General features: G+C 43.4%; 22 protein-coding genes. 5 read left to right on the forward strand and 17 right to left on the reverse strand.

From position 1 onward, the window contains the following. Positions 1-40: 40 nt before the first annotated feature. A complete protein-coding gene (gene pdxR / locus PUT07_RS21625) occupies positions 41-1,450 on the reverse strand; it encodes a MocR-like pyridoxine biosynthesis transcription factor PdxR (protein WP_274470518.1) in 1,410 nt (469 codons plus the stop codon). Positions 1,451-1,743: 293 nt separating this feature from the next. Here pdxR and PUT07_RS21630 point away from each other — a divergent pair, with 293 nt between their 5' ends. Both PUT07_RS21630 and PUT07_RS21635 read left to right on the forward strand, forming a co-directional pair. Continuing rightward, positions 1,744-2,445, forward strand: a complete 702-nt coding sequence (locus PUT07_RS21630; protein WP_274470519.1) for a Crp/Fnr family transcriptional regulator — start codon at positions 1,744-1,746, stop codon at positions 2,443-2,445. Between the two features lie 324 nt (positions 2,446-2,769). After that, positions 2,770-3,114, forward strand: coding sequence for an MmcQ/YjbR family DNA-binding protein (locus PUT07_RS21635; RefSeq protein WP_274470520.1), 345 nt, complete (start codon positions 2,770-2,772; stop codon positions 3,112-3,114). A 317-nt stretch (positions 3,115-3,431) separates the two neighbouring features. On the opposite strand, the gene PUT07_RS21640 is transcribed toward PUT07_RS21635, so the two are convergent. The 8 genes from PUT07_RS21640 to PUT07_RS21675 form a co-directional block, all read right to left on the reverse strand. After that, the gene (locus tag PUT07_RS21640) at positions 3,432-4,040 is read right to left on the reverse strand and encodes a thioredoxin family protein (RefSeq protein ID WP_274470522.1); all 609 of its coding nucleotides are present in this window, start codon (positions 4,038-4,040) and stop codon (positions 3,432-3,434) included. 356 nt (positions 4,041-4,396) lie between these two features. After that, complete coding sequence (trxA, locus tag PUT07_RS21645) at positions 4,397-4,708, reverse strand: thioredoxin (RefSeq protein WP_057304526.1); 312 nt, start codon at positions 4,706-4,708, stop codon at positions 4,397-4,399. 56 nt (positions 4,709-4,764) lie between these two features. Continuing rightward, a complete protein-coding gene (gene trxB, locus PUT07_RS21650; protein WP_274470524.1) occupies positions 4,765-5,694 on the reverse strand; it encodes a thioredoxin-disulfide reductase in 930 nt (309 codons plus the stop codon). A gap of 382 nt (positions 5,695-6,076) precedes the next feature. After that, complete coding sequence (locus PUT07_RS21655; RefSeq protein WP_274470525.1) at positions 6,077-7,174, reverse strand: GerAB/ArcD/ProY family transporter; 1,098 nt, start codon at positions 7,172-7,174, stop codon at positions 6,077-6,079. A 39-nt stretch (positions 7,175-7,213) separates the two neighbouring features. Continuing rightward, positions 7,214-8,302 carry a Ger(x)C family spore germination protein gene (locus PUT07_RS21660; protein ID WP_274470526.1) on the reverse strand — a complete coding sequence of 363 codons (1,089 nt, stop codon included), beginning with the start codon at positions 8,300-8,302 and terminating at the stop codon, positions 7,214-7,216. Positions 8,303-8,322: 20 nt separating this feature from the next. Continuing rightward, on the reverse strand, positions 8,323-9,822 hold the full coding sequence (locus PUT07_RS21665) for a spore germination protein (RefSeq protein ID WP_274470527.1): 1,500 nt from the start codon (positions 9,820-9,822) through the stop codon (positions 8,323-8,325). Between the two features lie 337 nt (positions 9,823-10,159). Further along, a complete protein-coding gene (locus PUT07_RS21670; protein WP_274470528.1) occupies positions 10,160-11,401 on the reverse strand; it encodes an MFS transporter in 1,242 nt (413 codons plus the stop codon). A gap of 53 nt (positions 11,402-11,454) precedes the next feature. Continuing rightward, positions 11,455-11,685: a hypothetical protein gene (locus PUT07_RS21675; RefSeq protein ID WP_274470529.1), complete on the reverse strand. Its 231-nt coding sequence runs from the start codon at positions 11,683-11,685 to the stop codon at positions 11,455-11,457. A gap of 437 nt (positions 11,686-12,122) precedes the next feature. On the opposite strand from PUT07_RS21675, the gene PUT07_RS21680 reads away from it, so the two are divergent. Next, positions 12,123-12,815, forward strand: coding sequence for a Crp/Fnr family transcriptional regulator (locus tag PUT07_RS21680; protein ID WP_274470530.1), 693 nt, complete (start codon positions 12,123-12,125; stop codon positions 12,813-12,815). A 188-nt stretch (positions 12,816-13,003) separates the two neighbouring features. Here PUT07_RS21680 and PUT07_RS21685 read toward each other — a convergent pair whose 3' ends face one another. The 3 genes from PUT07_RS21685 to PUT07_RS21695 form a co-directional block, all read right to left on the reverse strand. Continuing rightward, positions 13,004-13,642: an FMN-dependent NADH-azoreductase gene (locus tag PUT07_RS21685; protein WP_274470531.1), complete on the reverse strand. Its 639-nt coding sequence runs from the start codon at positions 13,640-13,642 to the stop codon at positions 13,004-13,006. A gap of 226 nt (positions 13,643-13,868) precedes the next feature. Continuing rightward, entirely contained in the window at positions 13,869-14,531 is a 663-nt protein-coding gene (locus PUT07_RS21690; RefSeq protein WP_274470532.1) for an NAD(P)H-dependent oxidoreductase, read from the reverse strand. A 226-nt stretch (positions 14,532-14,757) separates the two neighbouring features. Then, positions 14,758-15,456, reverse strand: a complete 699-nt coding sequence (locus PUT07_RS21695) for a peroxiredoxin-like family protein (RefSeq protein ID WP_274470533.1) — start codon at positions 15,454-15,456, stop codon at positions 14,758-14,760. Between the two features lie 204 nt (positions 15,457-15,660). Here PUT07_RS21695 and PUT07_RS21700 point away from each other — a divergent pair, with 204 nt between their 5' ends. Then, on the forward strand, positions 15,661-17,184 hold the full coding sequence (locus PUT07_RS21700) for a redoxin domain-containing protein (RefSeq protein ID WP_274470535.1): 1,524 nt from the start codon (positions 15,661-15,663) through the stop codon (positions 17,182-17,184). Positions 17,185-17,274: 90 nt separating this feature from the next. On the opposite strand, the gene PUT07_RS21705 is transcribed toward PUT07_RS21700, so the two are convergent. Next, positions 17,275-17,934 carry an HD-GYP domain-containing protein gene (locus tag PUT07_RS21705; RefSeq protein ID WP_274470536.1) on the reverse strand — a complete coding sequence of 220 codons (660 nt, stop codon included), beginning with the start codon at positions 17,932-17,934 and terminating at the stop codon, positions 17,275-17,277. 201 nt (positions 17,935-18,135) lie between these two features. On the opposite strand from PUT07_RS21705, the gene PUT07_RS21710 reads away from it, so the two are divergent. Continuing rightward, positions 18,136-19,026, forward strand: coding sequence for a LysR family transcriptional regulator (locus PUT07_RS21710; RefSeq protein ID WP_274470537.1), 891 nt, complete (start codon positions 18,136-18,138; stop codon positions 19,024-19,026). Positions 19,027-19,550: 524 nt separating this feature from the next. On the opposite strand, the gene PUT07_RS21715 is transcribed toward PUT07_RS21710, so the two are convergent. The 4 genes from PUT07_RS21715 to PUT07_RS21730 form a co-directional block, all read right to left on the reverse strand. After that, a complete protein-coding gene (locus tag PUT07_RS21715; protein ID WP_274470538.1) occupies positions 19,551-20,459 on the reverse strand; it encodes a DMT family transporter in 909 nt (302 codons plus the stop codon). Positions 20,460-20,494: 35 nt separating this feature from the next. Continuing rightward, positions 20,495-21,127, reverse strand: a complete 633-nt coding sequence (locus PUT07_RS21720; RefSeq protein ID WP_274470539.1) for a DUF1054 domain-containing protein — start codon at positions 21,125-21,127, stop codon at positions 20,495-20,497. Between the two features lie 227 nt (positions 21,128-21,354). Then, the gene (locus tag PUT07_RS21725) at positions 21,355-21,954 is read right to left on the reverse strand and encodes a nitroreductase family protein (RefSeq protein WP_274470925.1); all 600 of its coding nucleotides are present in this window, start codon (positions 21,952-21,954) and stop codon (positions 21,355-21,357) included. A 165-nt stretch (positions 21,955-22,119) separates the two neighbouring features. Then, positions 22,120-23,064, reverse strand: a complete 945-nt coding sequence (locus tag PUT07_RS21730) for an NADP-dependent oxidoreductase (protein WP_274470541.1) — start codon at positions 23,062-23,064, stop codon at positions 22,120-22,122. Positions 23,065-23,154 lie beyond the last annotated feature (90 nt).

The following is a 23,154-nucleotide window of genomic DNA, read 5'->3' on the forward strand; positions in this document are numbered from 1 at the left end:
GAAATTGAAGTAGATTCGGAAACAATTTCGATCGGTATGTTTATGACATATGTCTTAAGACACTCGCAATCGCCTTGATTCCCTCGAAAATGTTGTTTTCTTCCACATTGCCAAATCCCATAATAAGTCGATCTTCGTACTTCCCTTTAGTGATTGTGTATTTTTGTACGGGATATACTTTAATATGAAGTGCCTCAAGTTTAGCGACTACTTGGGAGTCGCAAACGCTTCCGGCCATTTCCGTAACCAGATGCAGTCCTGCGGCATCCCCAGATATTTTCACGCTGTTGCCGAAAATGTTGGACAAACCGGCGATGAGACATTTTCGTCTTTTGCTGTAAATGCGCTTCATATGGGCGATGTGGTGTTCTAGGTGGCGTTCGGCGATAAATCTTGACAAAGTGATTTGCGGTAAGATCGGACTGTGCATGTCTGTCAGATGCTTTAAACGAAGAAGAGGAGTTATCAGTTCATGCGGAACTACCATATAACCAATACGCAACGCAGGGAACAAGTTTTTACTGAAAGTCCCGACATAGACGATACGTTCCGAGTCAAGCTCTCGTAGAGCATGTACCGGCATTCCTGTATAACGGAATTCGCTGTCGTAGTCATCTTCGATAATATAACATCCGTTTTGACGGGCATAATCTATAAGCTGCAAGCGCCGTCCAATGGAAAGAATGCTGCCTAAAGGAAATTGATGTGAAGGAGTAACAAACACACATTTGGGGAGCCGATGAGTCGGTATCTCGTCAACGCGCAGGCCATGTTCATCTACCGGAACTGGTATAATATCAGCACCTGTCGATGCAAAAATCTGTTGAATGAAGGTGGCACTAGGATCTTCTACGACTACTGCGTCCCCCGGTTTCAATAAGAGCCGGGACAGCAAGGCTATGGCTTGAGTCGCTCCGGCGGTTATGATCACCTGCGAAGGTAAGCACCTAATCCCCTTGGTATGCAGTAAAAACCGACAAATATTCGCTCGAAGTTGCCAATGGCCTGCAGGATCATCGTCATAGCCAAATTCTATTGAATGAATATCTGCATATGCGGCAATGGCAGTTTCTTTCCATCTCTTGAAAGGGATGTGCTCTAAAGCTGGGAAACTTGGGCGAAAATCAATGCCCTGGAAGCGAGCCGGGGGTTCCGGAACAGTCGTTTCACAGGAATAATCGATTTCTTGGAGCTGAGAAGGGAATTGACGTTTACTTCCGCCTAAATCAACGACATAGCTGCCAGAGCCATGACGGCCCTCCAAGTACCCTTCAGCGATTAGCAGTTCAAACACGTCCACAAGGAGTGCCCGCGATACTCCGAATTCGTTTGCCAAATCCCGCGTGGATGGGAGTTTAACACCGGCTGCAAAAACACCTTGAATTATCTGTTCGCGCAGTAAGGAATAGATTTGTTTGGTTTTTGTTGCTGACAACGTGCGTCGGGGCATAAAACATGCCTCCCTCATTTCTATAAGTGGTATGCTGATTTTCAAATAAAAGTGGATCTGATGGAATCCAATTTTACATGCTAATGTGGATATTGCCAATGCAAAGTTTCAGATAGAAGATGAAACCGATGAACCTTACTTATTCGGACCCGTGAACGGAATGCGCGGCCGACTGGCTTCCAATCGCCGAACTGAAATATACGAAACCCCTCTTTTATGTTGGTTTATAAACAACCATGGTATCAAGGATCCGTATCCCGCTGGCTATCACTCATTTGGAGGCTCGATATTCAATGAACAAGCTTTGGTATTTATCGCAAATCAGCATTTTTGAAGAAATGTCGCGAGAAGAAATGAGAGAGATCGATCAGTTAGATACCATCCATCATTTCAATTGGATCACAAAAAACACATTGGTCCAAACCCCGGAGTCCACGCGCGAGGGACTTTATTTCGTCAAGGAGGGCAAGCTTAGACTCTATAAACTGAACGACAGCGGAAAACAGTTCACACTTGGCATTCTCACAAGAGGAAATATATTCGGAGAGTTAAATTCATTCTCGTTCGGAACTAGGCGAGTTTATATTGAAACGATGGAATCGTCGCTTCTTTGCACCATGTCCGAGCCTCAGTTCGAACGGCTGATGATCAATCGACCTCAGCTCGCGTTCAAATTTCTTACAGCACTCAGTGACCGGCTAAAGGAGCGCGAGGATCAATTGGAACAGCTTGCGCTTCATGGTCTTAGAGAACGCGTGCTCCATCTCCTTTACACACTGAGCGTAAAATTCGGAGTCATTCAAGACGGATATGCCCTGATCGATCTGCCTCTTTCCCATCAAGAAATTGCGAATATGCTCGGTGCTAGCCGCGAAGCGGTCAGTGGCGTGATGAGCGAGCTTGCCAAGGAGGGCGTAGTTAAGACATCACGCATGTCTATTCAACTTGCTGTTACAATACTTGAAGAAAATCATTCCCGAAACTCTACACATTGATATGCAAAGACCCCCGGAGTTCAGGCAGTCTTTGCTGGATCATTCAATGGGACCGGACTGAGGCAGCAAGGGTTGACAGGCGGTGTTCGAGGGCACGCCTTTGCGGATCATCTATGCGAAGCAGTCGATCACTGGAAGGTAGTTGGCATACGAATAACTCAACAAGGTGTACTTGCGGAATCGGCAGCTTTCGATAAATAAAAGGATTCTAATTAAAAATTGGGAACGTTCGTTTTATAAAATAAAGATACTGAAGATGCTTACCAACCGTTTAGATAAACGGAGTGGACTATACGTTTTCATTTACCAGGGAGATGAGTCGATTTGTATAATAATATCATGGAATACTGTCTAAACAAAAAAGGAGCGAACTTAGATTATCCTTTGGGTGCGGGAACTGATCCAGTAGCGATAAAAATTGCAGGTAAAATATTTGCTCTTATTTATGAGAAAAAAGGGTATTTGGTCCTAAAATGCGACCCGGTGGCAGCGGAAAACTTGAGAGAGCAGCATGTAGACGTTCGACCGGGGTATCATATGAACAAACAGCACTGGAATACCATTAATCTCGAGGGTTCTTTGCCAGTCTCGGATATCTTTGAAATGATCGATCACTCTTACGATTTGGTTGTTAAACGTCTTCCTAAGAGCACCCGGGAGTCTATTTAGTTTTACCTAAGTCGCACTTCAAAATGCCCAAGTTAATCACAAAACATTTTTTTGGTTTTAACCAACTACTTTCATCATCTTCCGAAAAACTTCCATTTTTTTCACCGCTAGTATTTGTGGCCGTAGTCTTCGAGGCAAAATAAAGCTCTCCTTCCTGTAACAGGCTTTGTAGTTTACCTGTTAACTTTAAAGGGGAGCACCAGTCTCGGCGATCTGTAACTATTAAAATATAATTTTTGCATGAAATGACTGAAATACAAACAGTGCTATGTCGGCTCTTCGATCCAAGCATTTAATCCCATCAATCGGGAAAAAATTCACGAAGGGAAGGTAGTAAACAAATCTTTTAATTCATGAAGTATAACTCCCTGATATTCGTTGCCAGTATGATAGATCTCGCCGATCTCCCGATATATTTGGTTCAATTTCTCCTTATAATCAGGTTCCTGTTTATTTGGATTGTTCTTTTTAAACCTCTCCATCACGGCCTGAATATAGGCTGGACGCGCTCCCCATCTGCCTAGAACATCACCGGACCCATTCAAGAAAACAGCGATCGGCTGTGCCCGCCCTCCATCCGTGAGAAAGAGATCCATAGTTTCCATATGCTCTTCCATAAGCAACACTTCAGTCGAAATGTGACACTGCTCCATCACTCGAAACAGTATTGGGACGTTCCAGATGACGTCCGGACACCAGTCCGTGCATAGAATCAAACAGTGCAGGTCGGAGCGATTGTTTAATGCAGTATAGAATGCTTTCTTGTCTTCATGCGTCCATGCGAAATTATCGTAAACGGAGAAAAACAGATCTTTGGTATTCGGGATATTACTGAGTTCCATCGAACGAATCTGCATGTGATCCATGAACTGTTGAGGTGAAATCCCTTGACCGATTTTGTGTGCTAAATTCAATCGTGATTCCATTCCTTCATGCACCCTTTTCATTATTTTTGGGATATTGCGAACTGAGGATCTCCATAAAATAGTCTTTCGAAGAATCATTTTCAAAAAAACGAGTCCGATTGAGGCTTGATCCTGAAAGCCTTCAAGTTCTCCTTCAATCTCAGGCATTGCATAATACAAAGTGGAACATCTTCGACCGAACAGCTATTTATTACCATAATGATTGTATCATACCCACGTTACGATGAAATTCATGCAGTAATTTCACAACATATATTTCAAACGGGAGCTAATGTCCCTACCGTATATTTTTTTAATTCTGCATGTACACTGCTATTTGAATGGAAATATGGTGTATGGGTGTTGTTTACTGACTCTCAGGCCTGCTCGATAGCGGCCTTCAATCGATCTTTCGGCTGCACGCCGACGAGTTGGTTCACGACTTGCCCGTCTTTGAATATTAACAAGGTAGGGATACTCATGACGTTATATTTGGCCGCGGATTCCGGATTGTCATCCACATTGATTTTTACGATTTTGGCTTTATCGCCGATCTCGGCGGATAATTCGTCCAGTACCGGAGCGATCATTTTACATGGTCCGCACCAAGGCGCCCAGAAATCGACGAGCACGGTGCCCGCTGCGGTCTCATTTTGGAAAGTAGCATCTGTTATCGGTTGAACTGACATGGCATTTGCCTCCCTTATGAATGGTTGAATGATTGAGATTCAGTTATGTGAAAATATTAAGCGTACTGCTCGGACAAGAACCGTTCCGCATCCAACGCGGCCATACAACCGCTGCCAGCCGACGTAATGGCTTGGCGGTAAATGCGGTCCTGCACGTCGCCGCAGGCGAACACGCCAGGGATAGCGGTTTGGGATGTGCCTGGAATGACTTGCAGGTAACCGAGCTCATCGGTTGGCAGCTGCCCGCCCAAGAAGCCTGTATTCGGCGTGTGGCCGATCGCCAGGAAAATTCCGTCGGCTTCCAGCAGCTCCTCTTCGCCCGTTTCGTTGCTGCGCACTTTCAGTCCGCTGACGCCCATCGGCCCCGCCGTTACTTCGAGCGGTGTCCGGTTCAGGCTCCAGGCAACCTTCTCGTTGCCGCGCGCGTGATCCTGCATGATCTTCGAAGCCTTCAGTTCATTGCGGCGATGCACGACGCGAACCTCGGACGCGAACCGGGTCAGGAATTGCGCCTCCTCCATCGCGGTATCTCCGCCGCCAATCACGATGATTTTCTTATTGCGGAAGAAGAAGCCGTCGCAGGTTGCACAGGTGCTCACACCTCTGCCGATATTCTCGGTCTCGCCGGGGATACCCAGCTTCTTGGCCGATGCGCCTGTCGAAATAATAAGCGAGTCAGCTGTCAATTGACCGCCGTCCTCTAAGAACAGCGTGAACGGACGCTTGGACAAGTCCACTGCCGTCACCCGTCCTGACTGAATCGTAGCGCCGAAGCGCAGCGCCTGCTTGCGCATGTTATCCATCAGCTCAGGACCCATAATTCCGTCCGGGAACCCCGGGAAGTTATCGACCTCGGTTGTTGTCGTCAATTGGCCGCCGGGTTGAATTCCTTCAATAATAAGTGGAACAACACTCGCTCTTGCCAGATAGATCGCCGCGGTTAGACCCGCCGGACCCGTACCGATAATAATCGTTTTATAATGCATAAGAAGGCCTCCTCTTGCGTTTTTAATACAACTTTCGTTCATTCCTATTATTAAATTACCACTCAATTCTCTGATTATCTGTAAAACAGATTACAATCGGCAAATACAATAGCGGTTATCCTCGAATTTTACTCGTCTAAGCATTTCATACGAACGGAATTCGACGTAAGGAGGGCCTCCTAGCGAAACTTTCCCCTCCCTCGACCCGACTTTCATCGGTTAAAAGATGCATGCCTCGTGAAATGAGAAAAAGAGCCTCGGTGGCCCATCATTCGAATCATTCTCAAAGGATGATCAACCACCTTGTCCCGTTTTTGAGTAATTACTTAACAACCTGGGTGTACTATTATTCATTCGTTTAAGGCTTCTATCAGCTGTATGATTACCCCTTATTCCATTTTTTCCTTACTTGTGTTGCAACGAACATAATCGGGATATATCCATAAATAAAATAAAGTCCGACGTCAGCATAAAACTTGGACATCCATCTAAATATACTGCGATCCTGCAAAAAATACTCTAGTATCAGAATTCCGAGCAGAAAAATAAGCAAGCTCGCACGCGGTTTGATCTGAAAAATGTTTTTCATTCCGCGGCATGCACTCCACAAGCTTAAAGATATACCAGACAAATTTTTAAGCAACCACAATGAAATCGCTAGATATTCTATTCTCTGGAACACTGGTCCTTCAACTATCTTGAGCATATTAAGCGTAGGCCAAGTGATTTCGCGCAGCTGCCCTTCACTGAAATACATAAACGTTATGATTATTACCATCAAATACAATAATGTAACAAAAAATATCATCAAATGTGCCCACTTTTGAGATTTTTCTGGTGATTTAATGAATGGGTAAAAGAGTAGAAGAGCTTCAAATCCCAAGAATTGATATAGCATACTTTTAGAAGAGAGTAATATATCGGTTATTGAATGGTTAAAAAGAGGCATCAAGTTTAACGGATGTGTATACGGCAAAACTGACATATTCTCTGGAATAATAAAAATAAGTGCCATTAGGAATCCCAAAAAACTTAGTCCTGTAACGCTCCGAAACCCGCCTGATACGGTATAGTATATAAACGATACCAAAAGGGTGCTTATGGGTAAAATTTTCATTGATGGAAACATCCAGACTTGTATAACTTCAATATAGGCTTTGAATTCAATATAAGCCCCGAAAAAAAAATAAAGAACGATTGCGAAATTGATTATGTTTCCTGCAATTTTCCCGAAACATGTTTTGTTGATTGCAGTTACATCTAGACCTTCTTGATTAGAACTTAAAATTTTATAAATCATCCATAAGATTAAATGAATGCTAATCCCCACTAAAACAACAGAGATATAAGCATTATATCCGGCATGTTCGGCCACTTCACGTTGGAAATTCAGAACTCCGACCCCGACCATACTGACATACATTAGAGGAACAATTAAGAAGGGAGATATTAGGTATTTTTCGTCAACAGCATTTTTCATTTACGAAACACCTCACTAAACTGAATTTCCAGACATCGTTCAAGCATTACCAGTATTAGCAATTTTAACTTGAACACTTACAGTTGTTTTTATTACTTGATAAATTTTTTCAAAATCTTGGGCACTCCAATTCATAGACCGACTTCTTACCAAGTCGCCAAAGCCGACTGGATCAACCTTATTTTCTTTCAATAGTGAAAGGAATTTTTCAATTTCTGTTTTTAAATAAGAACCCATCGTTTTTTCAAGCTGTGTAAGCTGCTCTTCTGATCTCAAATCCACCCAATCCGGGACATTCTGAAGTTCCGTCACCAATTTCAACCTAATTGAAATAGAAGGGATTGGATTAACATTGTTCACAATATAGTTTACATTTGAATGCATGCTTCTCAATAAAATAAAATCTTCACTCTGTTTGTCTGATGTTTTTCCTGCAACTGGAACCTTGTAGTCCCCGTTCTTCGAGTTCTGAATAAGCATTTTTAATAAGAAAGCGTCCTTCATGCTGATTTCAGTTATCTTTTGATCACTTCTAAATAAAGCCAGGCCATCGATTATTACTTCTCCGTGATCTATTTTAAAATACGGTAAAAACATGTCTCGTCCTTCACCATAATAATTAAACAAGGATACATGAAGGTTCATCATCGGTAAATTTCCGTTTCTCATGTTTTGCTCAATCATATCCGATAAAAAAAACGGTTCATGGGTTTTTTTGATGATTTCCAACAGTTCCGAAGCATCCCGATCCACGACTCCAAGCTGAAGCCGCGATGAAATTTTAGGATCGCGAAGAAAATGATGGATTTCAGCCCCAATCCCTTTTTCTGCACTCGTTTTTCCGAATAACATCATCCTTAGCTGTCCCCTTTCAAGGGGATCATTTGTCCGCGTATTTAGTCGTGGCAGAGCGCCAATATTAGAGTTGGATTCCGTATGTAAAACGTCTAGTTCTGTTTTTCCCTGTTCTTTAAAGTGAGAAATTAGAGCAGCGCTTTTTTTGCCATTCGCAACGGTATCAAAGCTAATTGCATGGACAAGACAAATCTGATTCACAATTTTTTGATCGGAACATGCCGATAAAACTGCACACAAAATAATAATTGGAAAAATTTTTCTCCTATCCATAATGGCCCTCTTTCCATAATTTATTCTTCATCTAAGACATTTTTCCGTTTAACTGGTTTAGGCAAATACTTAACTGAAGATTTTGGTCTTAAATGTTGAGGTCTTTTATTCAGAATTTGAAAAGATGAACGTATAAAACTGTCTTTAAAAGACATAATCCTGAAAGGAAAAATCGGAACAGCGTAAGGAGAGCCTAGTGATTTCAAACGAATAATATGGACGAACAAAATACCGATCCCGATAAATATGCCAATTCCCCCCCATATCGCTGACAGAATGATGATAGGAAAGCGTAAAAATCGTATCGCATTTGACATCTTATATATCGGTGTCGTAAATGAGGCTAAAGCCGATAGCGCGACAACAATTAATAAAATATTACTTGTTAAAGCTGCTTGGACCGCGGCTTGACCGATAACAATTCCTCCGACAATACCTAAGGTTTGGCCAATTTTTGTAGGTAATCTGGCCCCTGCTTCCCGAAGAAATTCAATGGTTATTTCTAAAAAAAGCACTTCAAAGAAGGGCGGAAATGGAACGTTTTGTCTGGAAAAAATAAGGGGGCTAAGCAAATCTTTTGGAATGACTTCATAATGGAATGTGGTTATCGCAACATACATTGACGTGGCAAACAACGAAAAAATAACACCTAAGATTCGAATCAATCGAAAAAAAGAACCTAATATCCATGGCAAATAATAATCTTCCGCGGAAATAAAAAAATCAAACAATGTAGAGGGTCCCGTCAGAATATAAGGTGATCCGTCGCTAATGACCGCGACTTGCCCGCTAATAAGTGAATACACCGCTCGGTCCCTGCGTTCCGTGGATACAAACAATGGAAATGGTGTCAAAGAATTATCTGACATCATTTGGTCCAGTAAGGACGAATCAAACACGAAATCGTAATCAATATCAGTAAGCCTTTGCTCAACAGTTTGAATATACTGTTCATTTGTCAACCCATCGATATAAATGATTGCGACTTTTGTTTTTGAAGTTGTTCCAAGGATAATTTCTTTTATAATCAAGTTTGGGATATTGATTTCTGCTCTTAGCAAACCGATGTTTGTATCCAGGTCCTCTACGAAACCGACTTTAGGGCCGACGACGCTAAACTCGTTTTCCGTATCATTGTTTTCTCGCATTCCATGATTGTCGGCTAAATTAACCAATGCACACTTTTGATCATTTTCATGAAGTTGAACGATCGCATAACCTTTCAGCAATTTGGATTGAATATTTGTTAACTCGTCGGTAATCTCTACATCATTAATGGGGATCCAAGCCTTTATATCCTCGATTTCCTTGATTTCGGAATCCAAAGCGCGATTTTGCATCACAAGAATCAAATGTTGCTGCATCCATTTCGTATCGATTAGGGTAGTAAAATAAAAAATACTCACTTCTTGTTTACCAAGTAAAATAACTGTTTTCTTAAAGTCACTCGATTTTCCGGATAATTTTAATAATTGATCGAGGTTTTTAAACTCTGTATTCATTGAAAATAAATCCTTCATGGCCAAAATCTCCCAATGCTCATTATTTTTCGTGTTATATTATGGAAAGAACGCCTTTACTATACATGAGGGAATAACAACATAAGGATAACCGAGAATTCAGGCAGGCTTCTACAGCTTCAAAAGGTTTAGAGGGAGTAAACCTGGTGCTCTCGGATGGGTTTCGCCTAAGAAATTTTCCTAAAGGGCATCAATAATCAAAAAGCGCAAGTTCTGAGGTGAATTTCCCTTTTGAACTTACGCTTTTCTTCGTGACTCGTAGAATAAACAACCTCATTCTTAATGTTCAAATGAGAAGTAGGTAATCAGAACGGAGATTATCCCCCGCGCTCATCCGTCAGGATTGCAAGGCCTGCGAACTCATCTTGGATGGAAGACCTTCCGCATGAGTATGCGATCCGTTTCTAGCGGAATAGAACCGCGCAAACCTTACGGAATAACCCAACATATAGATCACCACCAGGGAAGCGAGAACATTCAGGATAATCAGAGACACGTACAAGCCAAATAAGTAGCTCAGTAGACCAACGCCCACGATTGGAACAATAAACCCGATGTAACCCGCAAAGTAGAAAGTCGATATCACCTTCGCCCGCTCCGATGCATTCGGAAGCTCGCCGGCCAGTCGCAGACTGATCTGGAACGTCCAACCACTGCCCAGCGCCTGAACCATCACCCCGATCCACATTAGTCTTATGCTTTCCGACGTCCCTGATAGAACGACAAGCCAGGCTCCGCAAGCCAATAAAGCGATACCGATACGGAGGCGTACAACCGGTTGTTTGAACCAAGGCAGCATTTGCATCATCGTACCACCTCCCATTAGTAACAGAATCAGTAGACCAGACACGGCAAGGTTGGAAGTATGAATCACGTTTTTTACAAACGAAGGAATCAATGAGAGAACGGTTCCGTTCAAGGTAAATAGCGTGAAAAAGGGCAGCGCACTAAAAGACCAGAAGTGAGGCTTAATGTCGGTAGGCACCACAAGTGAGATCGATGCCGGCACCGTTCGACTGTGTTCCTTCCGCGCTTGAAAATCCTTGTCCTGCAGCGTTTCCAAGCCAACCCAACCGCTCAGTAACAGAAGGGTCAAAACCCAAAACGGCGTACGCAGGGGCATCAGATGCAGATACTGGATGATTAAACCTGCCAAAGCAGGACCTAGACCGAAACCAACTGAAACGGCCATACCCGATAACAGAATCGCTTTGCCTGCTTCCTCTTTAGACGATTGCTTTAGCAAAAACGCGACTGCGGTGCCCGTAAAGCTGCCGTAAGCAACTCCTTCCAGCATTCTCGCCACGTAAACGAGCCAGGCCTGCTGGCTTGCCATAAAGAGAAGAGTGGCCAGGATCGACAACAGGATGCTGATACGAAGAACCCGTTTCAGCCCCCAACCGCTACCTCTAGAGCCGACAATGAGCAAAGAGGGCAGAAGAAAGACCGCATATACGGCGAATAAAATGGAGATTTGAAGACTGCTTAATTGGTACTGCTCCTGATACAACGGAAATAAAGGCGAAGTAAAGGAAGTTCCGGTAGACATCATGAGAATGACCCATAACATTTTTTTCATTTAGAACGACCTCCTTTTTTTGAATTTTTCAATGCGCGGTTGGTTGAGTAAAATCAACCAATCCACAGCTCTTTATCTTCATCAAATCTGAAATTCAACGTTTGAGCTTTTAATTGCAGATCGTGTGAATCACCGACTTCATACCCTTTGTACTCAAGGTAGTCACGCATCTGCTCATTGGTATAATGAATTTGACCGATCCTGATCTGTGCTTCAATCGGTGAATTGGCCTTAAACTGCACAGTGGCCGCTTCCAACTGTTCGGATAAATTTGGGTTACTCATTGTTCTGATACCTCCAATATCGAATGATAGCTTGATTGTAATTCTAAAAAAATCCTAGTTATGTAATGCAATTTACAGTTCTTCATTTTATTTTTGAAATCGAGAAAAGAGCAGAATAATGTAAAGTAAATTACAGAAAGCTATTCGGTTGTCATGTTAATCTACAAAAACCAAGAAGCCTGCCATGGACAGTAAGCTATCAATTAGCTGCCAATTGGGAGAATATTCTCTTATTCAAAAGAAATAAAACGTGAAAGGAGAATACGAATGTAGAAACTCGGTTTAGGAGAAACTACGTTATTGATCGCAGGCTGGTAGGTCTATTACCCGCGGAAGATCATGATATGACCATTTACAAAACAACCATGGGAGATGCATGTCAACTTATCAAGAATCCTTTTCCCGTTGGCTAATACTATTTGGAGGATACAAATTCAATGAACAAGCTCTGGTATTTATCACAAATAAGTATTTTTGAAGAAATGTCACGAGAAGAGATAAGAGAGATCGATCAATTAGATACCATTAATCATTTCAATTGGATTACAAAAAACACATTGGTCCAAACCCCGGAGTCCGCGCGCGAGGGACTCTATTTTGTAAAGGAGGGCAAGCTTAGACTCTATAAACTGAACGATAGCGGAAAACAGTTCACGCTTGGCATTCTCACAAGAGGAAATATATTTGGAGAGTTAAATTCATTCTCGTTCGGAACTAGGCGAGTTTATATTGAAACGATGGAATCGTCACTTCTTTGCACCATCACCGAGCCTCAGTTCGAACGTTTGATGCTAAATAGGCCTCAGCTCGCGCTCAAATTTCTTAAAGCACTCAGTGACCGGTTAAAGGAGCGAGAAGATCAATTGGAACAGCTTGCGCTTCATGGTCTTAGAGAACGCGTGCTCCATCTCCTTTCCACACTGAGCGCCAAATTCGGCGTCATTCAAGACGGATATGCTTTGATCGATCTGCCACTTTCTCATCAAGAGATTGCCAATATGACCGGTGCTAGCCGCGAAGCGGTAAGTAACGTGATGAGCGAGCTTGCCAAGGAGGGTGTCATTAAGGCATCACGTCTATCTGTTCAACTTGACGTTACAATGCTTGAAGAAAATATCCCTCCACATTGATAAGCAAAGACCACCGGATTTCCGGTGGTCTACCCAATTTTAGATTGCTGATTAACTACCGGTTAAGCTATCTGACATATTCTTAAATCCAGTCTTCTTTGCAAACAAGACGAGTTAGCGCGGCTTGGCGCCAATGGAGCGATCAACAAAAAAATCCCCTAGACAGGGGATTTTTCGCGTCCGGTTCATTACCAGGCCGCGGCAATCTTGACGGCCTGTTCCATTGCTGCCTGGACGATCTCTTTTGCGCGTTCCGGTTGAAAATCATGGCCTTCCACATACAATGCTTGTACGTCGCGAATCCCGACGATGCCGAGCACCTGGCGCAAATAAGGATGGCTGTGATCCATGACCGCTGCCGGCCCTGCGGAGTAAATTCCGCCGCTCGACTGGATGTGCAGCGCTTTTTTGTCGTGCAGGAGACCGACCGGCCCGCGTTCCGTGTAATAGAACGTTTTGCCGACGATAACAAAGGCATCGATGAACGCCTTGAGCCGAGGGGGAATCCCCCAATTCCACATGGGGGAGACGAACACGTATTTATCGGCACGAATCACCATTTCGGTAATGTCGTTGAGGGCATTAACTTTCTGCCGTTCCACGGGACTCAACTCGGAGAAGTCAAGGCGTTCTTTTCTCAATTTCTCCCATGCCCGCACGACATCACCGTCGACCGTTTGAAACGCTTCTTGGTAGACATCAAACACCCGTACGTCGTCGTTCGGATGAGCTTCCCGATAAGCTTGAAGAAACGCCTGTCCGACCTGTAGGCCGACTGAACGGTCCGGCGACTTGGGAGTAGCGGTAATATATAATAATTGAGTCATTTGCTGCCTCCTAGATTATAATGGGATTTGCGGTAATCTCCGAGTGCTCCATCGTAAATGTGAGAAAGGCGTTTAACGCAACCGGCGTCAGAGGCCCAATGTTTGTCCGCAGCCGATTCTGGACCCATTGACAAATTCACACAGTTACACAAAAATGGTAGTCCCCGGATTAGTTTGAACCCATTTCTGACATGCTTGCGAACCCTACAAATGCCGTCATATTATGTTATTTGACCCACTTCACAACATCATCAAACGGAAGCCGTATTCTCGGTCCCGGCTCTTTTTTACGATAACCGAAGGCAATCATAACCGAGATTGTAAAATGTCCGTCCTCCAGCAGCTCTTCCTCGTTCAACAGCTGATTGATTTTCTCAATGTTAAAGCCTTCGATCGGACATGAGTCAATGCCGATTTGCGCCGCAGCCGTCATCATGTTCGCAAGCGGTATATAAGTCTGCTTGATGGCCCAGTCAGTAAGAAAACGCTCATGATCTAGGAGCTTGAAATCATTTCTCTGGAACTCTTCAAAGATTTCAAGATGCCTTGCCAAGCGTTCCTCCGGAACGGCTTTAGATTGCTGCTCCTTCTGGTAGGCAGAGTCATATCTCATATCCAGCGGGGTCCGGGCCAGAATAATGACGAAATGACTAGCCTCCGGAAGTTTGCTGGCCGCACCATACGAAGCGTTTTTTATTTTGTTCCGAAGCTGTTCGTTCTGAACAACAACAAATCTCCAGGGCTCACTGCTGAACGAGCTGGGCGAGAGCCGGCCCACTTCCAGTATAAATTTAAAGTCGTCGTCGGAAATGGTTTTACTAGGATCGAATTGTTTGGTTGCATGCCGAAAATGATGAACTTCCAAAATTTCTTCCTTGGTCATTGTCATGATATATTCTCCTTTTTTAACTAACAGTTAATGCAGAATTTCAAGCAGCTTCTATATTAGGATGCACCGATTGTCGCTAAGCTCAGACATATTACTTACTCCAGTATCACCATGTTATATGGATATGCCAGTATTACCGTACGGATAATACAAGCGATATCCAATCTAAAGCCTCGGTTATTCAGAGTTAATTGATGATTCTGCTTACAAATGAATGGTGAAAACGTTACAGCTTTTTAAGTTCTCGCAAAATTTCCTCAGGACTTTGACGCTGCATGAAGTTCGGATTGACATAGGAGGAGCGGATAATGGCACTCTCATCAATCATGAAAGTAGCCGGAACCGGCAAAACCCATTGTGAAGTATCGTTGTACTCCGCAAGATCGAGTCCGATACCTTCCATGAGTCCTCTTACTCCCGGAGGTACATCGAAGAGCAGATTGTATTTTGCCGTTACCAAGCCGTTCGGATCACTAAGGACTTGAAATTCCAATCCTTCCTTTTCCTGAAGGGATAACGAATGATCCGGCTTTTGCGGGCTAATCGCTATAAGCTGCGCGCCTATCGCCTGAATTTCCGGCAATATCTGCTGGTAAGCCTTTAATTGCATATTACAAAAAGGACACCATCCGCCGCGATAGAAAACTAGCACAACCGGCCCTTTCGCGAGCTCTTCAAATAAAATGACATCCTGTCCTATTGCGTTTGTTAATTTAAAGTCCGGCGCCTTATCACCTGGTTGCTTCCCGGAAGCGACCCCCGATTTCTGAAGTTCCTCAATCATTTGGCCGATCTTGATCTGCGCTTCAATCGGTGAGTTGGCCTTAAACTGCTGAGTGGCCGCTTCCAACTGTTCGGTTAAATTTGGGTTGCTCATTGTTCTGAAACCTCCAATATCGAATTGATACCTTGATAATAAATCCAAATGAAAGCGGAGTTCTGTGAAGTAGATTACAAATCTCCATTTTTTTGAAATTGTGTAAAACGGCAGAACAATGTAATTTAGATGACAGATCCCGATTCGGTTGGCATGTTAATCTGTAAACTAAACCGCCAACTAGTTTTGTCCTCGATGGCAGGAGAAAATTCGCTCAATTAATAAGAAGTCAAACATGAAGGAGGAATATGGATGAAGATACTCGTTTTAGGAGGGACAACGTTTTTCGGTCGCCGTTTAGTCCAATTATTACTCGGGGATGGCCACGATGTGACCATTGCAACAAGAGGCCAGACACCGGATGATTTTGGCGACGCCGTGACTCGAATAAAGTTTGACCGAAAGAATCAAGAGGCCATGATGGAAGCGTTCGGAAATTGTAATTATGATGTCGTCTACGATCAAATCTGCTTTAATCCCCAAGATGCCAAAATTGCCTTGGAAGTGTTTAGAGACCACGTTAAGCGATATGTATTAACCTCAAGTATGGCGGTTTATAGCAGTAAAGATACCGAAATCACTGAAGAAGATTTCATGCCGGAACAATACAGCTATGATTTAGACGCTCAGAAATATGAGTATGCCGAAGGAAAACGCCAAGCTGAAGCTTATTTCTTCCGGAATGCGGTATTTCCTGTCGTTGCGGTTCGCGTAGCCATGGTCGTATCCGGAACCGACGATTATACAGGCCGTTTTGATTACTATGTGAGGCATGTTGCTGAACATAAGTCTATCGGTGTGTTGGAAGCCGAACATCCTATTACTTATGTGACAGCGTGGGATGCGGCCGAATTTCTTCATTTTATCGGAGCCAAATCCGACTTTGCCGGACCAATCAATGCGGCGAATAGCGGTTACTTAAGCATCCAAGAACTCTGTTATGAGATAGGGGACTGCTTGAATATGCCCCCGATGTTTCATGTAGGCCGACATGAAGAACAAACTTTATCCCCCTACGCCATGTTTCCTTATACTTGGAAGATATTAAATGCCAAAGCAGCATCCTTTGGATTTGAATTCCCGCCAATTCAACAATCGATTTCGCTAATGGTCCAGGACAGTGTTTCTCGATGGGAAAAAAGCTTAAAAGATGAACTTGATGCATTTCAGGCTCAACATCATATGTCGCCAGATGCAGCGGCTACATTTGCCAGATTGATTCAGGACCTTCGAGATCAAGGTGCAGGCAAAGGACTGAATATCGGAGATAAGGCTCCCGACTTTACCTTGGAAGATGCTACGGGCAAACTTGTCACATTATCTGAAGAACTAGCCAAGGGCCCCGTCATTATTGTGTTTTATCGGGGTGAATGGTGTCCGTACTGCAATTTGCAATTGAAGGCCTATGAGCGCATCATGAATGAGATTAAAGCTGCCGGTGCTCAATTGATTGCCATTAGCCCGCAAACACCAGATCATTCGCTTTCCATGAAAGAAAAACATGAACTGAGCTTCTTCGTCCTTACCGATGCGAACAACAAAACTGCGGAAAACTACAATCTTAAATACAAGCTGCCTGACTTCATGCAAGCCGTTCAGAAACGATCTGGTATTGAGCTCCATCAATATAACGGTGACCTTATGTTTGAACTTCCCGTCACAGCCACATACATTATTGATAAAAATGGAACTGTAATAGCAGGTGCTTCAGATTTAAACCATAGAATGCGTATGGAACCGTCAGAAGCCTTAAAAAAAGTCCGTTCACTGCAATAATGTTATGCAACTAATCGATGATGTGAGATTCTTTAAGAGATTCAATTTCTTTAGTCATTGACTTGAACTCGAGCCCAATTACCATCGCTTCTATTTGGAATTACCGGTAAATACTTTACGTTCTTTCGTGATTTCTGAGCGGTTATAGAGAAAAGATTTGAGATTGTATGTGTAATTTCTATTGAGTTTGTCATCGTTTTTAAGTAAAAATTCTATAATCTCTTTGTCACTTAGACAATTTGAGCGGTAGCTACGTGGTAACTTTAATGCTGAATAAATATCAGAGATGGCAGCAATACACCCAATTTCACTCTGATTTGTCGTGCCTTGAGGATAGCCGCTGCCATCAAGTCTTTCATGGTGTGAGTAGCAAAAATGAAGGATATCCGAACCAAAGTCAAGTTCTTTTAACGTGTCATGCCCAACCTTCACATGTTCCAGAACCAAAGATCTTTCTTCAATGTTCAGACGATGTGATGATTTCAAAATGCCATCCGGCATTGATAATTTTCCTATGTCATGTAACAAACCGGCGAGAAACATTCGTTCTGGATTACAGGAGGTACGACGAATGTGCCTAGTTAAGTTGTATGCAATAAATGCAACAACCAGTGAATGATTCGCGGTAGCTTGATCACGGCAATTCATGGAAACGAACAGTGCCCTGCCTTTCTCCCATTCCTGATCACCTTTGTATTTATTGAATAACTGAAGAAGCAAAGATTGAGAGTCCAGCAAAACATCGTCCATGTGGCGCCTCCTATCAAAAAAACACAAAAAATATTCTGCTACATCTATGAAGTAACCTGAAAATTTCATTAATTATTTTCGCATAGGAAATTTCTCAATGATTCGTTTGATCCCCAATCAAATATTACAATACATCAAACCGTAGATAAAATGACTATAACTTATTAGGAGCATACCAACTTTGATATGAATAGAGGGCTAATGCAATTAATTGTTAAGATTTCTGATACGAGAAACTTCACAAAAGCAGGAAAAGAACTCTATATGACGCAGCCTGCAGTCAGCCGTGCAGTGGCAGCACTTGAAGCTGAATTGGGGGTAAAGCTTATTGCCCGCAATCGTCGTCATTATGGCGTTCATTTCACTGATATCGGGGAACGTATTTTGGGATTTTTCAAAGAGATATTGCCTTACTTTGAGAGAATTGATCAAGAAATTGCTCGTGAAAAAGGACTTGATACTGGCATTGTAAGGATCGGTGTTTTTCCCTTAGCCTCTTCCTACTTCATTCCCAAAATCATAAGAAGTATTGTAGAGAAGTATCCGAAAATAGAATTTACACTTCATGAGGGAACCATTACTGAAATAAAGGAAATGCTTGAATCCGGAGACGTTGATGTTGGACTTATCGTACCTTCTGTCCATCACGATGAACTCATAACATTCCCTTTATACCGGGAAGAAATATACACAGTATTTAAGGAAAATCATCCTCTTTCCGCGAAGTCTGTTATTCAGGCGCGCGATCTCATGGATCAACCCTTGATTATTTGTAAATCCGGTTGCAAGCCTCCCGTGATGGATTGGTTTGAGCAATCCGGAATACAACCCAACATAAAATATGTACTCAATAATTACATGACAACAATGAATATGGTCCAAGAAGGATTAGGTATTGGTATCATGTCTGAACTGTCTACAATGAATCTTCCTTCTAACGTAATTTTTCGTAGGTTGGATCCGAAGTGGCATCGTGAAATTCATCTTGCCGTATCCTCATTAGAGGAATCTTCGATTGCTGTCCAATTGTTTATTAGAATGGCGCTTCAACTATTCGAAAGTCGCACAGGCCTCGATGTGAATCTACAATGACTTTAATATCAGGATGTGGAACCCAGTATCTTCTTTCTTCTAATTACAGTGAATTGCCCTTCTCCGTCAGCGAAAAATTTGGAAATCAAAAAAAACACCGGCCTATTAGTATTAGGACGAGTGTTTTTTTTGATTTTATGATTTGATATAGTCAACCTGCTTACATATTGATCCTTAGTGGTGTAGGAAATATGGTGATAATGCTTTCCCGTTAATGATTTGGCTGAAAGGCATGTATCATACGATATCCGGTCCATGTGCCACAATACGAGATCAACATTCCCCGCTAATTGTACCACAAACCACTAAGCAGGCTTGTGGATAAGACTTGGTTGTCAAAGGTGCAATGTCCGAAAGTACCACGAACAAATATGTAAAGGAAAACCCGCTCCTAGGTTAATCATAAAGAGCGAGTCACTAGTGTTTTAATACTTACTGGTCAATCTTAGTTCGTCAAATTTAAATCGGTGCTGTAACAGCACATCCAGTCTTTAAGGATTTTAATTTGTTTCTTTTGGACTTAGCTATTGAGAGGCGTGAGCGGTTATTTGTAATACCTGTTTCCGCTTTATTGCAATTAATAACATACCGGCAATCGTCATGAGTCCCCCGAGCATCTGCGACATCTCCAAAGCATGTCCCAAGGTAACCGAAATAATTGCTGTAAAGACAGGAATCAGATTCATCGTTATGCCGGCCTTGGTCGCACCTAGTATCTTAACTCCTTGATTCCAAAAGATAAACGAACCGACTGACGGGAACACTCCCATGTATATAACCCCTACGATCCCCAATGAAGTGATTTTGTCGGAGTGAATCGGCTGGAAAAGTAAAAAAGGAATCATCAAAATAGCACCGACCAGCGCAATCATCGCTACCAATGTTACAGGTGGAATACCTCTTGCTTTTTTTAAAAGCAATGAATAAGCAGTCCAACATAAAACGGCCAATAGCATGATCGCATCGCCCTCGTTAAACTGAGTATGAAACAACTGCAATAGGTTGCCTTTGGTCAACACAATCAGAACACCAATAAACGAGGTGATTAATCCAAAGAACTGAAAAACACTTACTTTGTCTCTTAGGAAAATCAACGAAAAGAGCATAATCAAGCCAGGAGTAAGGGTAGTAAATAGAGCGCTGTTCGTCGCAGATGTGAACCGCAATGAAGCATACGATAGATAGGTGTAGAGTACGATGGATAAGGCAGCCAGCAAAATGATTAACACCCAGTTATTCCTCCATAATTGACCCCATGAAGGCTTCTCAATAAATTGAGCAATAGGAATAAGAAGTATTAGTCCGACGACCCACCTTAGAAAGACTGTCCATTCAGAAGGTAATTCACCTACAATCAATTTTCCAAAAATGATATTACCGGCCCAAAATAGATTAGCCCCGATCAAAAATGCCCATGCCTTAAACTTCACCATATTTTTCACCTTTTATCTTTAAAATTTTATTCTCACTATGATGCATCTACAGCCAGCTGATACAACAGGATGAGCTTCTCGAAGGTTTGTGTGACCAGTTGTTTGAACTCATCGGGCTTCGTCAACACCTGATCTTGGAAGTGTAGGTTGCGGCCGATCAGTAGTTCCGCCTTCTTCACATCCCGGAAATGAGCCAGTGCTTCTGTCCAGCCGCTGTTGTCCAATTCCGCTACAGGTGTGACGTCTTTTTTCATATGGTCAAACGAAATGAAGAAGTTGGAAGGAACTTCCTTACGGATCTGCTCGAGATGCTTCATATAAGCAGTGGCTATGTTGCTTTTGTTCGGCAGCTCGTAAATCAAAGCAAGCCATATAAAGACTCGGTCATCAAACAGTCCAACCTGAAAGTGTGGGACTTGTTTGTAGCCCCGTTTGTTCGGACAGATGGCCATCCAGGTATCCACAGGAGGATTAATTTTGCGGCGCAAATGTTTGGCGATATGCAAGTACATCTCGGTTCCGGCAAAGCTCGAGAGATCTTGCGTCAAAGAATCCCCTAGCTCCTTGAATTTTGGTTGAATGCGTTCACGTATTGCTTCCATCCGGCCATCAAGATTGTCTATGGCAAAGGTGTCAAAATCATGCTGTGTAAATCCGGTAAAACTCATAGTGGTATGCCTCATTTCACTTACGTTTATTAATATTTCAAGTGCAGATCCAGAAGCCTTCAGAAGAATCAGTAGACTCAATAATATGTTTAATGATGAATGACGTTCACAGCTTCATCATGTCTTTCGGAAATCGGCCGAAGTTAATGCGATATCCTTATTTATAAAAATGGGATATTATGCCGTTAAATAAAGAGACTGTCATTGAGACAGTCTCAAGGTTAAGTCTATTTAAAAACTTTTATACGTTCTTGTACGGGATTAAATTTCTTTTCACCTGCTGAGGCAGACGGTTTACCGAACGGCATTTGAGCAATCAGTTTCCAGCTTTCCGGCAGCTTCCATTCTGCTATTACCCGATCATCAATCAATGGATTGTAATGCTGTAGGTTTACACCTAGCCCTTCAGCTTCCAGTGCCATCCAGATCACCAATTGGTGCATTCCATTTGTTTGTTGTGACCAAGTCGGAAAATGTTCTCGGTAAGATGGATATTGTTTCATAAAACTTTCAACAGTTGACTGATCTTCAAAGAAAAGAACTGTACCGTATCCGTTCCGAAATCCGTTCATTTTCTCCTGAGTAGAAGAAAATTGTTCGTCAGAAACGACTGCTTTGAGAACTTCGGTCGTAATATCCCATAACTTGTCATGTTGTTCACCCAAGAGCAGAACAACGCGGGTAGTTTGGTTGTTAAACGCCGATGGTGTATGTTTAACGGTTTCCTCGATTATTTCTTGGATTCTTTGGTCCGAAATTGGTGATTCTTTGCTAATTCCATAAATAGAGCGCCGTTCACGCAGTGCAGCGAATAAATTTTTCTCCAAATCCTTCATGATACCACTCCTTGACCTATTTTTAGATTTTCATCGACTGAATCCGGCGGTGATTTCCGAAGTGGAAGAGTTGCACCAGAAAGTATCGATTAATGTAAAGACTTAAGTGCAAATGATAACTACCCTACAAACATGGATGCACATTTTCCTTGTGCCTCACGGACGAACACGGATGATTGTCTTCCCCTTGACCCGGTCGGTAGAGTTGAAGGCGGCGATGGCATCGTCGAGGGTAGCGATTTTGCCGATGTTCATCCGCAGCCGTCCGTCACGCACTCGCTGGGCGATTTCACTCAATTGGGCGCGATCGGATACAACAACGAAGTCTACCGCCTTGCCGTTGGCGGGCAGTACCTCGGGCGGTCCGGCGACAGTCACCAGCATTCCTCCGGCTCGAACAAGACCCGCAGACCGATTCCCGATCTCGCCGCCGAAGACATCGAAAACCAGATCAACGCCACCGACGTCTTCCAACGAGTCGTTCTCAAGGTCAACGAACTCCTGTACGCCATAGTCGATCGCCGTCTGACGGTGGGCAGCACGTCCTGTGCCGATAACGTAGGCGCCGGCCTGACGTGCGAGCTGTGCCGCCATCGAGCCGACTGCTCCGGCCGCACCGTGCACGAGGACACTCTGTCCAGCTCGGAGGTGACCGTGCTCGAACAGACCTTGCCAGGCGGTCAGGCCCGTCATTGCGACTCCGGCGCCCACCGTGAAGTCAACATCACTCGGCAAGGGCGCGAGGTTTCGGGCCTCGACGACTACATACTCCGCGAGGGATCCGTCGCGCGTCCAGTCCGTAAGCCCGAATACCCGCTGTCCCACCGACAAGCCGGTTGTACCATAGCTAAGGGCGGTGACCACTCCGGCCACTTCGTGGCCGGGGATCGACGGCGTCCGGTCCCGCCCGAAGCGATCGATCCATGTCGAAGGCCACATCAATTCATCCCAGGTGAATCCCGATGCATGAACCTGAACAACGACATCACCGTAGCTCGCACCCGAGAGGCTGGCAAGCCTAGCCACGTCCGGCTCCGGCCGCTCCACCAGCTTCATCCCGGCCGTTCCCGCGGCCTCGTCCGTCACCACAATCGCTTTCATTTGGACACCTCCTTGTATAGTCTTTCCTTTTTATCGAATGTTTCCATGATAGGTCTCCTTACCATATTTTTCTTTTTCCAACTTTTTAAA

Source organism: Paenibacillus sp. MAHUQ-63, from assembly GCF_028765165.1.
In the GTDB taxonomy this organism is placed as follows: Bacteria; Bacillota; Bacilli; order Paenibacillales; family NBRC-103111; genus Paenibacillus_E.

What these genes read in the sequence shown, in the direction of transcription:
- PUT07_RS21680 (WP_274470530.1), top strand. Translation starts at nt 12,123, where the DNA reads ATGAACAAGCTCTGGTATTTATCACAAATAAGTATTTTTGAAGAAATG.
- PUT07_RS21710 (WP_274470537.1), top strand. Translation starts at nt 18,136, where the DNA reads ATGCAATTAATTGTTAAGATTTCTGATACGAGAAACTTCACAAAAGCA.
- PUT07_RS21640 (WP_274470522.1), bottom strand. Translation starts at nt 4,040, where the DNA reads ATGGAATCACGATTGAATTTAGCACACAAAATCGGTCAAGGGATTTCA.
- PUT07_RS21720 (WP_274470539.1), bottom strand. Translation starts at nt 21,127, where the DNA reads ATGAGTTTTACCGGATTTACACAGCATGATTTTGACACCTTTGCCATA.
- PUT07_RS21660 (WP_274470526.1), bottom strand. Translation starts at nt 8,302, where the DNA reads ATGGATAGGAGAAAAATTTTTCCAATTATTATTTTGTGTGCAGTTTTA.
- PUT07_RS21630 (WP_274470519.1), top strand. Translation starts at nt 1,744, where the DNA reads ATGAACAAGCTTTGGTATTTATCGCAAATCAGCATTTTTGAAGAAATG.
- PUT07_RS21715 (WP_274470538.1), bottom strand. Translation starts at nt 20,459, where the DNA reads ATGGTGAAGTTTAAGGCATGGGCATTTTTGATCGGGGCTAATCTATTT.
- PUT07_RS21675 (WP_274470529.1), bottom strand. Translation starts at nt 11,685, where the DNA reads ATGAGTAACCCAAATTTATCCGAACAGTTGGAAGCGGCCACTGTGCAG.
- PUT07_RS21690 (WP_274470532.1), bottom strand. Translation starts at nt 14,531, where the DNA reads ATGACAATGACCAAGGAAGAAATTTTGGAAGTTCATCATTTTCGGCAT.
- PUT07_RS21685 (WP_274470531.1), bottom strand. Translation starts at nt 13,642, where the DNA reads ATGACTCAATTATTATATATTACCGCTACTCCCAAGTCGCCGGACCGT.
- trxB (WP_274470524.1), bottom strand. Translation starts at nt 5,694, where the DNA reads ATGCATTATAAAACGATTATTATCGGTACGGGTCCGGCGGGTCTAACC.
- PUT07_RS21665 (WP_274470527.1), bottom strand. Translation starts at nt 9,822, where the DNA reads ATGAAGGATTTATTTTCAATGAATACAGAGTTTAAAAACCTCGATCAA.
- PUT07_RS21670 (WP_274470528.1), bottom strand. Translation starts at nt 11,401, where the DNA reads ATGAAAAAAATGTTATGGGTCATTCTCATGATGTCTACCGGAACTTCC.
- PUT07_RS21705 (WP_274470536.1), bottom strand. Translation starts at nt 17,934, where the DNA reads ATGGACGATGTTTTGCTGGACTCTCAATCTTTGCTTCTTCAGTTATTC.
- PUT07_RS21730 (WP_274470541.1), bottom strand. Translation starts at nt 23,064, where the DNA reads ATGAAAGCGATTGTGGTGACGGACGAGGCCGCGGGAACGGCCGGGATG.
- pdxR (WP_274470518.1), bottom strand. Translation starts at nt 1,450, where the DNA reads ATGCCCCGACGCACGTTGTCAGCAACAAAAACCAAACAAATCTATTCC.
- PUT07_RS21655 (WP_274470525.1), bottom strand. Translation starts at nt 7,174, where the DNA reads ATGAAAAATGCTGTTGACGAAAAATACCTAATATCTCCCTTCTTAATT.
- PUT07_RS21700 (WP_274470535.1), top strand. Translation starts at nt 15,661, where the DNA reads ATGAAGATACTCGTTTTAGGAGGGACAACGTTTTTCGGTCGCCGTTTA.
- trxA (WP_057304526.1), bottom strand. Translation starts at nt 4,708, where the DNA reads ATGTCAGTTCAACCGATAACAGATGCTACTTTCCAAAATGAGACCGCA.